12 protein-coding genes and 1 tRNA gene are annotated in these 12,315 nt (G+C 61.7%); 2 read left to right on the top strand and 11 right to left on the bottom strand.

Annotated features, from left to right (window positions below; all coding sequences use genetic code 11):
* The first annotated feature begins 31 nt into the window (after window positions 1–31).
* Complete coding sequence (locus ACFVSI_RS11775) at window positions 32–778, top strand: FadR/GntR family transcriptional regulator (RefSeq protein WP_387823500.1); 747 nt, start codon at window positions 32–34, stop codon at window positions 776–778.
* Here the strand turns inward: ACFVSI_RS11775 and ACFVSI_RS11770 are convergent.
* From ACFVSI_RS11770 to ACFVSI_RS11760, 3 genes are read right to left on the bottom strand one after another with little or no spacing between them, the layout of a single operon-like run.
* Complete coding sequence (locus ACFVSI_RS11770; RefSeq protein ID WP_387823498.1) at window positions 762–1,811, bottom strand: L-idonate 5-dehydrogenase; 1,050 nt, start codon at window positions 1,809–1,811, stop codon at window positions 762–764. The genes ACFVSI_RS11775 and ACFVSI_RS11770 overlap by 17 nt on opposite strands.
* Entirely contained in the window at window positions 1,811–2,581 is a 771-nt protein-coding gene (locus ACFVSI_RS11765) for an SDR family oxidoreductase (RefSeq protein WP_387823495.1), read from the bottom strand. The genes ACFVSI_RS11770 and ACFVSI_RS11765 overlap by 1 nt, the downstream gene beginning before the upstream one ends.
* A gap of 53 nt (window positions 2,582–2,634) precedes the next feature.
* Window positions 2,635–3,549: an NAD(P)-dependent oxidoreductase gene (locus ACFVSI_RS11760; protein WP_387823492.1), complete on the bottom strand. Its 915-nt coding sequence runs from the start codon at window positions 3,547–3,549 to the stop codon at window positions 2,635–2,637.
* Between the two features lie 70 nt (window positions 3,550–3,619).
* Between ACFVSI_RS11760 and ACFVSI_RS11755 the strand changes: the two genes are divergently transcribed.
* On the top strand, window positions 3,620–4,687 hold the full coding sequence (locus ACFVSI_RS11755) for a D-2-hydroxyacid dehydrogenase (RefSeq protein ID WP_387823489.1): 1,068 nt from the start codon (window positions 3,620–3,622) through the stop codon (window positions 4,685–4,687).
* Between the two features lie 6 nt (window positions 4,688–4,693).
* On the opposite strand, the gene ACFVSI_RS11750 is transcribed toward ACFVSI_RS11755, so the two are convergent.
* From ACFVSI_RS11750 to ACFVSI_RS11715, 8 genes are all read right to left on the bottom strand, one after another.
* On the bottom strand, window positions 4,694–6,748 hold the full coding sequence (locus ACFVSI_RS11750; protein WP_387823486.1) for an acyltransferase family protein: 2,055 nt from the start codon (window positions 6,746–6,748) through the stop codon (window positions 4,694–4,696).
* A 176-nt stretch (window positions 6,749–6,924) separates the two neighbouring features.
* A complete protein-coding gene (locus ACFVSI_RS11745; RefSeq protein WP_387823483.1) occupies window positions 6,925–8,283 on the bottom strand; it encodes an MFS transporter in 1,359 nt (452 codons plus the stop codon).
* A 129-nt stretch (window positions 8,284–8,412) separates the two neighbouring features.
* Window positions 8,413–9,207: an IclR family transcriptional regulator gene (locus tag ACFVSI_RS11740; RefSeq protein WP_387823480.1), complete on the bottom strand. Its 795-nt coding sequence runs from the start codon at window positions 9,205–9,207 to the stop codon at window positions 8,413–8,415.
* 206 nt (window positions 9,208–9,413) lie between these two features.
* Window positions 9,414–9,704: a hypothetical protein gene (locus ACFVSI_RS11735; RefSeq protein WP_387823477.1), complete on the bottom strand. Its 291-nt coding sequence runs from the start codon at window positions 9,702–9,704 to the stop codon at window positions 9,414–9,416.
* Window positions 9,705–9,807: 103 nt separating this feature from the next.
* Window positions 9,808–9,883: transfer RNA gene (locus tag ACFVSI_RS11730), tRNA-Val, on the bottom strand.
* A gap of 66 nt (window positions 9,884–9,949) precedes the next feature.
* Window positions 9,950–10,906 (bottom strand): NAD-dependent protein deacetylase, encoded by a 957-nt coding sequence (locus tag ACFVSI_RS11725; protein ID WP_387823474.1) that lies wholly within the window; start codon window positions 10,904–10,906, stop codon window positions 9,950–9,952.
* Entirely contained in the window at window positions 10,903–11,406 is a 504-nt protein-coding gene (locus ACFVSI_RS11720) for a peroxiredoxin (RefSeq protein ID WP_387823471.1), read from the bottom strand. The genes ACFVSI_RS11725 and ACFVSI_RS11720 overlap by 4 nt, the downstream gene beginning before the upstream one ends.
* A complete protein-coding gene (locus tag ACFVSI_RS11715) occupies window positions 11,403–11,822 on the bottom strand; it encodes a DUF3052 domain-containing protein (protein ID WP_144659084.1) in 420 nt (139 codons plus the stop codon). The genes ACFVSI_RS11720 and ACFVSI_RS11715 overlap by 4 nt, the downstream gene beginning before the upstream one ends.
* Window positions 11,823–12,315 lie beyond the last annotated feature (493 nt).

Below are 12,315 nucleotides of genomic sequence, written 5' to 3'. Positions count from 1 at the left end.
TGGACCTGCCCGCGCCATTATGCTTACCTCTATGTCAACGAGCCTTCACCACCGCGCCATTGAGCATTTGGGAACCCGGATTGTGGGTGGCGCGCTTCCCTCGGGCCACGTGATGTTGGCTGAGCACCTGGAAGATGAACTCAACGTCTCACGGTCCGTGGTGCGTGAAGCCGTGCGTGTCCTCCAATCACTCGGGCTCGTGGAAACCATCAAGCGGGTTGGCATCCGGGTCCTGCCCGCACATCGCTGGAATCCCTTCGATCCTTTGGTCATTCGGTGGCGGTTGGCCGGCGACGGCCGTGGCGCGCAGTTGCGGTCGTTGGCCGAGTTGCGTTCCGCCGTCGAACCCGTAGCTGCCGAGCTTGCCGCAGGCAATGCGCCCGAGAGCCTCCGGCAGGAGCTGGTGGGTATCTCGCTGGCGATGAAACAGGCGGGCGACGCCGGGGACATGGCAACGTTCCTTGACCTCGATATCCGCTTCCACGCCCTGGTGCTGTCCGGTTCGGGCAACGAAATGTTCGCCAACCTGATCGGGCAAGTCACCGAAACCCTCACGGGCCGGACCGTTCATGGCCTGATGCCGGAGCATCCACAAAAGGAAGCGCTCCAGTGGCACATGGACGTGGCTCATGCGATTGATGCCGGCGATGGCACCTTGGCCCGTGAGGCAGCGGCCAAGATCATGCGGCAGACGATCGCGGAGCTGGCACCCAGTTGGGACGACCAGCCCCGCGTCTTCGTCCCTGTCGCACAGAAACCGGCTACTCCCGGAAGCTAAGCAACACCTTGCCGGACTCGGCGGAGTTCCTGGCAACCTCGAACGCCTCCAGGCCGTGGGCGAGGTCGAATTCATGCGTCACCACGGGATCCGCGTACAGGGAGCCGTCGGCAAGTGCCGCGATGACGTCGTCGATCTCGTTATTGAAACGGAACGAGCCCAGCAACTCCAGTTCCCGCGTGATGGCCAGGGAGATGAACACCGGCTGCGGTCCGGACGGCAGCAGCCCCACCATCACCACTTTGCCACCGCGCGTGGCACCTTTGATGGCGGAGGCAAGGCCGTAGTGGCTGCCTGAGGATTCAATGACGACGTCGGCGTCCACCGCCGCGATAGCTTCCGCATCGTCCCCCTTGAGGACGACGTCGGCACCAACAGACCGGGCGATCTCCAACGGCTTGTCATGCATGTCGACGGCGACGATCCGGGCCGCGCCGGCACGTTTCAGGACTGCGACACACAGGGCACCGATGGGGCCGCTGCCGATGACGAGGGCGCTCTTGCCCGCCACGTCGCCGGCACGGGCGACCGCGTGCCAAGCCACGCTCGCAGGCTCCACGAGTGCCGCCGTCCGAAGATCCAAGGACTCCGGGAGTTCACGCAGCATCCGGGACGGAAGGTTTGCGTAGCGGCTGAAGGCACCGTCTGTGTGGGGGTAGCGGGCCGCGCTGCCCAGGTAGGTGCATCCCGGTGAGAGGTTTGGCCGGTCCTCGGGGTACCTGGCATCTCCGGGTGCGGGTGTCGCAGGATGGACCGCCACGGGCGTACCTGCTGCCGGGCCGGTTCCGTCAGCCGCCTGCCGGACTACCACGCCAACGATTTCGTGGCCGAGCACCATGGGCTCTTTGAGGATGGATTCTCCGGCCGCGCCGTGCAACCAGTAGTGGAGGTCCGAACCGCAGATTCCGCCGTAGGCAATCTCCACGACGGACTCAGCGGCGGCAGGCGGCGTCAGTGGAATGTCCTCGATGCGCAAGTCGCCTTTGCCGTGGGCGACCACTGCCGGACCCAAAGTAGGAAGGTCGATGCTCATCAGACCACCACCGTCATTCCGCCGTCTACGAAGATCGTCTGTCCGTTCACGAAGTTCGATGCCTGGGATGCGAGCCACACCGTCGGTCCGGCGAGGTCGGCCGTGGTGCCCCATCGCTTGGCCGGAGTACGGCCGAGGATCCAGGAGTTGAAGTCCTTGTCATCGACGAGGTTCTGCGTCATTTCGGTGTGGATGTAGCCCGGCGCGATGCCGTTGATCTGCAGGCCGGAGGAAGCCCACTCCGCTGTCATGGCACGGGTAAGGTTCCGCAACCCGCCCTTGGCCGCAACGTAGGGCGCGATGGTGGGACGGGCCAAGTCTGTCTGGACAGAGCAGATGTTGATGATCTTGCCTTGGCCGCGGGGAATCATGTGGCGGGCGGCCTCCCGACCCACCAGGAAGGCGCTGGTGAGGTCCGTCGTGATGACCCGCTCCCAGTCCTTGACGTCCAGGTCCAGCATGGGCACGCGGTGCTGGATGCCTGCGTTGTTCACCAGGATGTCCAACGGTCCAACGTTCTGCTCCACCCAAGCGACCCCTTCAGCGGCCGAATCGGCATCAGTGACGTCGAAGGCGCGGCTGTGGACCCTGCCCTCGGGGTACTGCGAAGCCATCGCCTCCCGCGCTGCCTCCAGGCGTTCGGGATTGATGCCGTTCAGTACTACGGTAGCCCCCGCATCCGCGAGACCCCGGGCAAGGGCGTTGCCTATCCCCCTGCTTGAGCCGGTGACCAAGGCCACCCGGCCGGTCAGATCAAAAAGAGCGCTCATGGTGTGATTGTCATTCCTTCGTAGGTTGCGCGGTTCAGTTCGTAGTGGACTGTTCAGTTGCTGTTGGACGGTGTGGCGGCCAGTGCGCCGCCCAGGTTCGCGATCGTCTGCCGGACGACGGCGAGGTCCTGGTCGCCGAGGCCCTGGCGTTTGAGTTCTGCATAAAGGTCGATGGCCGCTGATGCCATGGGCACGGCGGAGCCTGCAGCGGCCGCGCTGGCAAGGACGAAACCAAGGTCCTTGTGCATGAACTTTGCCGGACCTGTGGGTGCATAGTCCTTCGCGGCCAGGCGCGGACCCACGATCTCGAGCACCCTGCTTCCAGCCAATCCCCCGGACAGCACCTCGAAGAGCGCCTCCACATCCATCCCGGAGCGTTCGGCGAGTTCGGCCGCTTCGGCGAGGGCCGCCGTCGTGGTTCCGACGATCAACTGGTTGCACGCCTTGGCAAGGGACCCGGCACCCAGTGGGCCCATGCGCCGGATGGTGGTGCCCATGGTCCCGAAAAGCGGTTCAAGCTGCTCGAAGCCCTCGACGGAAGCCCCCACCATGATGGCCAGGGTTCCACTGCGCGCGCCCGCCGTCCCTCCACTGACAGGAGCGTCCACCACCACGGCATTGCCGCCGCTTGCTTCCCCGACAGTTTCGCCGAAGCGCTGGACTTCCGTGGGCGAGACACTGCTCATGACGACGACGGCGGTACCCGGGTTGGGTGGTTGGTTCCGCCAGGAATCGAGCAATTCCGCGGCCGCCTCCTCGATGAAGGGAAGGTCCGGAAGCATGAAAATGATGACATCTTGATCCCGCAACCCGGCGACAGTGGCGGCACGCTTGACGCCGGGAAGACCGCCAAAGGCAGCTTCGGATCGATTCCACGCGGTGACGTTCCATCCGGCGGCGGCAATGTTTGAGGCCATGGGAGCTCCCATCAGCCCCAGTCCGACGAAACCTAGCCTTTGGATGGTCATGGCTGGCAACACCTCACTTCGTTGTGGTCATCTAAGGAAAATCTGTTCAATATCCTAGCCGTCATTCAGTATGATGAACACTATGACGACTGATGAACTTACCATCGCCATCGCTGTACCGCTCGAAGCTGAGTATGTAGAGCAGATCCGCGCTGTGGACCCCTCCGTAACAGTTCTCTACGAACCCGACCTCCTGCCCCCGGAGCGGTTCCCCGCGGACCACGCCGGTGATCCCTCCTTCACAAGGACGCCTGAGCAGGAAGAACGCTATTGGGCGATGCTGAACCGCGCCCAAGTCCTGTACGGCTTTCCGAATGAAAGCCCCGCCGGATTGGCACGCATCGCCACCAGCAATCCGCACCTGCAATGGATCCACGCCATGGCCGCAGGAGCCGGCGGCGCCGTAAAGGCCTCAGGTCTGGACACCGAAACTCTCCGGAAATTCCACGTCAGCACCTCAGCCGGGGTCCACGCCTTGCCCTTGGCGGAATTCTCGGCCTTCGGAATCCTGAACGGTTTCAAGCGCAGTGCGGAGATGGCCACGGATCAGGCCGCCAAGGTCTGGCCCGAGCTTCGGACGCCCACCAAGCTGGCCAACGGCTCCAAGGTAGTCATAGCCGGCCTCGGTGAAATCGGCATGGAAACTGCGCGCATTGCACGCGCCCTGGGCATGAGGGTCAGTGGAACCAAACGCAACGTAGCTGCCATTGAGGGAATCGAGGAAGTCACCAACAACGGCGGTCTCGCCGCACTGGTTGCCGACGCCGACGCAGTAGTCAACACTCTTCCGGGAACTCCCTACACGGAAAAGTTGTTCAACAAGGACATCTTCTCTGCCATGAAGCCCGGAACGGTTTTCGTCAACGTCGGACGCGGAACGGTTGTTGACGAAGACGCCTTGCTCGAAGCCCTCGACAACGGCCACGTTGCGTACGCATGCCTTGACGTCTTTGCAGTGGAACCGTTACCCCAGGAGAGCCCGCTGTGGAACCACCCCAAGGTCCTGGTCTCACCGCACACCTCCGCCTTGAGCGCAGCCGAGAACCGGCTGATCGCCGAGCGCTTCTGCAGCAACCTGCGCACTTTCCTCGACGGCGGCGAACTCCCCCACCTCGTGGACCCGGTCCACTTCTACTAGGCCTGCCTACCACCCAGTGGCGTTTAACCACCTCTCGGACAATGCATCGGCCATACTCCTGGTGTACGTGCTCGAGAGGTGGTTGTCGTCCAGGTACACATAAACATTGCCGATGACCCCCGGGCAGGACGCGCCGTCACAGATCAGGTCCGTCATGTCCAGAATGGACAAGCCCGTGTAGTTCCCTTCCAGCTGATCCAGCGGATTGGTGGCGGCAAGCACGGACGACAAAGCAGGGCGGCAGCGCGGGTCATTGACGCCGGAGGCCATGGCGCATTCGCTGGGGCTGAAGGAGAAGCGCGGGTTGTCGCGCATGGCAATGACTTCCACTCCCTGATCGGTGATTTCCCCCACGAGCTCGTCAAGCCCCCAGGTGAGGTCCTCATCGGGAGAATCCGGCACGGCTGCTGTTCCCACCAGGAACACCGCGTCCGGATGATGGAGCCGAATATGCTCACGGACCTTGCGGTTGAAGGCGTTGCATTCATCGCCCACCTCGTCCGTTGGGGTCATGAAGGGGCACGCGCCAAAGGTGATGGCCTGGACCCGCCAATGGTGCTCCTTGGCAAGGGGACCGATGGCGCCGAGCCATTGCAGGGAATGTGACTGCCCTACGACGAAGACGGTCTTGTCCGCATCTGCACCGATGTCGTTCTGCTGACACTCCGCGAACAGCACCGGGTCCCGGGGCCGCAGATCACCTGAGCAGGGCCCATCAAGCTTCCCCCAGTCCGCCGGCAGCTGCTCAGGCGTAGGCAGCGTCCTCGCATCCTTTCCGACGCGGTTGACATAGCCCGGGAGCAAGGCCCTGGCGCCGGGGTTGTCATCAACGTCCTGGCCGGCAACGGCGTTCTTCTCCACCTGTTGCTGATACCCGAACCACGCCATCGGAGTGGCAGCCACCGCAAGGCAGGCAAGGACCGACACTGCCAAGCGCCACCGCTTTACCTCCGGCCACCTCCACGACCGCAGTGGCTGCTCCACGAACCTGGTGGTCAGATAGGCCAACAGGAGGGACACAGCCACAATCAAAGCCCCGGTAAGCGCATCCGCGTGGTCTTCGCCGATCCAGACCAAGGTAATCACCAACAGCGGCCAGTGCCAGAGATACAGTGCATACGAGTTGGCCCCAAGCCCCACCAGCACCTTCGATGACAGGATCCGGTCGACGCCAAAACGGCTTCCCGTCTGCCCGGCAATGATGACAGCCACAGCCGCCAGGGTGGGCCACAGCGCCACAAAACCTGGAAACGCCGTCCTTACCTGAAGGATCATGCCGCAGCTGAGCATTGCAGCCACGCCCAGCCAACCCAGCACGGCCGCGACACCGCGGCCGGGACGAAGGAAGGGAAGGAGCAAGGCAACCAGGGTGCCCAGCGCAAATTCCCACAGTCGGGAAAGAGTATCGAAGTAGGCCAGTTCCTGGTGGGCGGCAGTGAAATAGATCGAGTAGCCCAGCGACGCCACGAAAATCAGTCCGAAAACGCAGAGCAACACCGTCCGGTAACGCAGTCCGGCCCTGCGGCAAAAGAAACCTGCAGCAACGAAAATCGTCGGCCACAGGATGAAAACCTGCCCCTGGATGGACAAGGACCAGAAGTGCTGCATTGGGCTGGCCAGGCTATGGTCTGCCGCGTAGTAGTTGACTACCTGCCGCTGGAGCAACCAGTTCTGGACGTAGAAGAGCGAGGCCCACGCCTGGTTGACGATCTCCGCCCACCGGGTCCGGGGGACGATCATGAAGGTTGCCGCCAACGTGCCCGTCAGGACAACGACGACGGCGGGAAGCAGACGCCAGAACAAGTGCAGCCAGTGCCGAACCAGTGATACAGGCCGCGACTCCTCGTAGCGGTTGACGAACTGGAGTGTCATCAAGAACGCCGAAATCAGCAGGAAGACGTCCACGCCTCCCGAAACCCTGCCGAACCAGATGTGATAGGACACCACCATGAGTACGGCCAGGGAACGGAGCCCCTGGATCTCAGGACGAAACCTGGTGCCAGTGGCGCGCCGAAGCAAACCGGGGCTTTCCGGCGATGCCACACCTTTGGTTGCCGTCATGGACACGCTCCTCTATCGCTGCACCAATTCTGCACCGCACCTTCCGAAATTCCAGCACCCGGGCGGCCAGCAATCGCACCGCCACGAATTAGCTGAACAGCGCTTTAACCGAAGCAGTGCGGCGCCCCTCCTGGTGAAGGGGCGCCGCGCTGTGTATGTCCAGGACGTGAGGTTGTCTACTTTGCGTCTTCCGTGCTGACGAGGTCGCGGCCTGCGGTCTCCGGAGTGAAGAATGTAGTGACGAACGAGATCAGGGCCAGGACCAGCGAGTAGATGGCAAGGACCAGCCAGGAGTGGTTGGTGGCGGCCAGCAGAAGCGCACCAAGCAGGGGCGCCAGGCCACCAGCCAGCACTGCAGAGATCTCCCGGCTCATGGCAACCCCAGTGAACCTGTACTGCGATCCGAAAAGCTCGGGCAGGAGGGGGCATTGCGGGCCAAGCATCGACTGGACGCCAATGGCAATTCCTACAGCCATGACCACCCACACCACGGTGACATTGCCCAGGGTGACCAAGTAGAACGCGGGAACGGCAATGATTGCCTGGAACAAGGCACCGTAGCGGTAGACCGGAACACGTCCGTACCTGTCAGACAAAGCGCCGAAGGTCACGACCAGCACGGCTGCGAATCCGGCTGCAATCAGCAGACCGACCGGGCCGATGGAGTTGTTACCAGCAAATACACCCGCCGGCATGCTCATGAAGGAAACCAGCAGGGCCGAGTAAATCGAGGAGTTGCCGTTTTCTCCCATGCGAAGGCCGATTCCAATCAGCACGTTCTTCTTGGAGTGCTTCCAAAGGGCACCGATAGGGTTCTTGACCACATTCTTGTGCTTTTCCAATTCCTGGAATGCGGGAGTTTCTTTGAGCTTGAGCCGGATGAACACGGCGATGACAATCAGGACAAAGCTGGCGAGGAAAGGAACGCGCCACAACCAACCCTGCAGGACAGACTTATCGGCAAGGGCAATAAGAGCGAATGTTCCAGCCCCAAGCAGCGTGCCCAGCTGGATACCGACAAAGGGCAAGGACGCGAAGAAACCGCGGCGACGACGCGGAGCAACTTCGGAGATCAGCGTCGTGGCGCCAGCCTGCTCCGCTCCAGCACCGAGACCCTGGATGATGCGCAGGGTGACGAGCAACACGGCGCCAAGCATTCCGGCCTGCTCGAACGTGGGCAGAAGACCGATGGCAAAGCTGGCCGTTCCCATCAGAGCAATGGTCAGGATCAGCACCATCTTGCGGCCGAACCTGTCACCGATATAGCCGAAGATCACTCCGCCAAACGGCCGGGCCGCGAATCCAACACCGTAGGTGGCGAAGGAAGCGATCAATGCTCCGTCCGGACCCAGCGGCGAGAAGAACAATGGTCCGAAGATCAGGGCCGAGGCAAGGCCATAGATGTAGAAGTCGTAGTACTCCAGAGCAGAACCTACGGAGCTGGCCAGCGTTGCCCGCCGCAGCTGCTCCGGTTCTACGACGGCTTCGTCAGCATCAGCTGCGAACTTTGTCTTAGTACGAGTTGTCACAAGCACTCCCTCAAAATCACACCGGACCCCCGTTGGCCCCGTGAGATAGCGATGGCATCACCGCCAAGATCACTATGTTGAACAGAGTACAGCTTGCTGAACTAGTTGCCAAGATTAAAATCAGATTTATGCCAATCAGCCCATGGGGTTGCCGAGGGACCGCGCCAACTCCTTGAGTTCCTTAACCATGAGAGCGCCCTGCTCCTCTGAATACGTCGCCTTCAAGGCCGTAACCGACAGACCCAAACTGGGGCCATGTGCACCATGGGTCGGCACGGGAACAGCGAGGCAAACGACGCCAACCGTCGACTCTTCATCCTCGAAGGCAAAACCCTGCTTGCGGATGGTGGCGATCTGCGCCTTGAGTTCTTCGGCAGTTTTGAGGGAGTTGGCGGTCAGCGTGGGCAACTGCATGCCGTCCGGGAACATGGCCTCGATATCGTGATCGTGCAGTTGAGCCACCAACGCCTTGCCAACGCTGCACAGCGATACGGGCATTTTGTCTCCAATGTTCGAGGTCAGCCTGACAGCTGGGTGACCCTCGTAACGCGCCAGGTAGATGACGTGGTCGCCGTCGAGCATGGCAATCCGGACCGTCTCTCCGGAAAGCGCAGGAGCCTGCTCGCAGTACTTGTAGAACTCCTGCACCTCATCGAGGCGGCTCAGATAGGCAGCCCCCAGCTCCACCAGCTTTCGCCCCAAAGCGAAGTCGGCGCCCTGCCTGGTAATCAGGCGCGCTTCCTCGAGCGCCAGCAGCAGGTTCGATGTCGAAGACTTGGGAATACCGAGCTCCCGCGACAAGTCACTGAGCGTCAAGCGTCCGGACGGGGAATCTGCCAAGGCTTCCAGGACGGCTGCAGCGCGGGTCACGGCGGGGGCAGGCGACGAAGCGCCCAACCCCTCGGAGCGGGTGGTGCGGGAATCGGCCATGATTCTCCTTCGTCGTCGCAAATCGGCGTTCAATCCACTGAACAATACCCATCATAGTGGCATGCCAGCGGCCTCGAACCTGCCGGCTTTTCAAACCTAAAAGTTGGCTGTATATTCATTTTCGAGCTCTCCACCGCGGCATCCCCCAATAGTCGCGGTGGAGAGCTCATCCATTTCCGGGCGCAGCACGTGTCGGTTCGGTGGCACTAGGCGGCCACAGCTCCCTCGCCCCTCAGGCACCAGCCCCCTCCAGAACCGTCACGCACCAATTCCCAAGTGGCCAGAGCGGACCGGACGTTGTTCCCCAAGCGCACCTGGACCTGCAGGACCTCAATGTCCACGCGCCCGGCTCCCCGGGGCATCCGCCTGCGCTCCTCCCACCAGGGAATCCTTTCGAACCAGCGGACAGGCTCGACGGCAAGCTGCCACTCCCGCCCTCCTCTGACGACGACGGCGGGCTCACCTTGTGCGGTTGTACGGATGTATACGTGCTCCATGAAAGGAAACCGTAGGGGGCAGGCCTGACATTAAAAGGGTGCTGGAAATACACGGCCGGGAAACAAAAAAACCCGCTTCCAAGGATGGAAGCGGGTTTTTCTTTGGTGGGTCCTACCGGGATCGAACCGATGACATCCACGGTGTAAACGTGGCGCTCTACCAGCTGAGCTAAAGACCCAAATCGTTGTTTCCGCGCCCTTTGTGTTCCTTAGCGCTTCAGCCAACGAACAATGACTCTACATGATCAACCGCCGGAAACACCAATCGAGTCCCTGGCGTCGGGCAGGTCCGGCAAAACCCGTGCCAAGTAGCGCAAAGCACCGCTGACTCCAAGTTCAAGTTTCACGGCCGCGAATCCGTCCCCCCGGGTGTTTCCCCGGTTGATGATGACCACAGGCTTTTCGGCTTTGGATGCATGGCGGACGAACCGAAGGCCGCTCTGCACCGTCAGTGAGGACCCCGCCACCAGAAGGGCGTCCGCGTCATCAACCATGGCGTAGGCGCGCACAACACGATCTTTTGGGACGTTCTCGCCAAAATAGACAAAGTCGGGCTTAAGAATGCCTCCACAGATCGGGCAGACCGCCATGACGAACGACCTGATGAGCTCAGGATCCTCTACCGTGGCGTCAGCATCGGGTGCCATCTCGACCAGCCCGGATTCCACTGCGGCTTCCACAAAACCAGGATTGATCTCTTCCAGGATCGCCGCAATCAACTGCCGGCTGAAGGTATGTCCGTGCGAGAGGCAGATCACCTGGTCGAAACGACCATGCAGGTCAACGACGTTAACGCTTCCAGCGTCCTCATGCAGCCTATCGACGTTTTGGGTAATCAGGCCGGTCATCAGGCCCCGCCGTTCCATCAGGGCGACGGCGGCGTGGCCGGCATTGGGGTCGGCATGCCGGAGATGGGACCAGCCAAGGTGGTTGCGCGCCCAGTAACGACGCCTGTTGGCCTCGCTGCCGATGAACTCCTGGTACGTCATGGGATTCCGCGGTGCAGACCCCGGCCCCCGGTAATCGGGAATGCCGGAATCTGTGCTCAAACCGGCTCCGGTCAGCACTGCCAGGCGCTTGCCCTGCAGGACCTGCACAGCGGTACCAAGGGCTTTCTGCTCCGGAGGATCGAGTTGCACGTCAGCTACGGGCGCCATGCTGGCAAACCCCGTCATTCCGACTCCGGGCCCGGGGTTGGTCATGGCCCTTGATCCACCAGCGAAGCCAACGCCCGCCGATACTCGGCGAAGTCCCTTGCTTTGCCGCGCGGGTTGACCACGACGTAACGGACAATACCGGCGGCATCGATGATGAACGTGCCCCTCAACGCCATTCCACTGGTGTCGTCAAACACTCCGTACTCCCGGGCGACAGCCCCGTGCGGCCAGAAATCCGCCAGGAGATCGAAGTCAAAACCCTCGTGCTCCGCGTAAGCCCGCTGGGCGAACTTGCTGTCCACGGAAATTGCCAGCACGGTCGCGTTCGAATCCTTGAACTGGGCAATGTTGTCGCGGATCTCGCATAACTCACCGGTGCAGATGCCGGAAAAGGCAAAGGGGAAAAACACAACAACCACGTTGACGCCGCGGTAGTCCGTCAAGCGGACCGGCTCACCGTATTGGTTCAGCAGTTCGAAATCCGGCGCAGGCTGCCCTGCTTGGGGAACTCCGACCGAAGCCGGGGCCTGCTGGACTTCGGTCATTTGTTCTTCTTGGGCACCAGTCGCGTGGCGCTCCAGTCCTTCGAAACTCCGGCGGAAGTCGTCAGGTGAAGGCCGGAGGTAGGAGCCGCGTCCTGGATGTCGGCGGGAGAAACATAGTTGTCCCTGCCCGACTTGGGTGTCAGGACCCAGACAACGCCACCTTCCTTCAGCGTGGTCAACGAATCCATGAGGGCATCAACAAGGTCTCCATCGCCATCGCGCCACCAGAAAATGACTGCGTCAACGACATCGTGATCGTCTTCATCCAGCAATTCGGAGCCCGTGACATCTTCAATATCGTCACGCAAGTCGAAGTCGACGTCGTCGTCGTAGCCGAGCTCCTGAATCAGATCCCCATCTTTGAAACCCATTCGTTCCGCCACATTTACCGATGTGGCGGCGTCGGCCTCGCTCACGTTTCCTCCTTTGAAGTGACTTCCATTACTAACAGCCAACACCCTTTGGGCGTGTGCTTCAAGCCATTGTCCCTGTAGGAGGGCACATTCCGCACCATCGACGGCGTTTACAGCTCGTGGCAGCAGCGTGCTTTACGTCACGGAGGCCGTTTGGGTGTGACATACAACGCCCTGCGGGGCCTGCGGCTACGCATAGCGGCGCAGTGAAAGCTAGAGTGGCCATGAGCGCTATGGCTGCAGGGCGATCGCCCCGCAGAATTCTACTGGGCAGCCAGGCGCTCACAAGACCTGCCCGGCGCATCCGACCGGGCTGTTGAAACCGAGATGTCGCACACGACGCGTTCACGACGGGCAGTCACCCTGCCGGACTTGAGGCGCCGATGAATGCGCCAAAAGGAAGGTTGGACGTGGCTGCAGGAGAAGAGACCTCACACATCCTCAGCGGGTTGACTGCCCAGCTGCCTGATCGTGATCCGGAAGAGACCGCGGAGTG

Source organism: Paenarthrobacter sp. NPDC057981 (genome assembly GCF_042886835.1).
Taxonomy (GTDB): domain Bacteria; phylum Actinomycetota; class Actinomycetes; order Actinomycetales; family Micrococcaceae; genus Arthrobacter.
The sequence above is the reverse complement of the archived record's forward strand: the minus strand, read 5'-3'. Positions and strand labels throughout refer to the sequence as shown.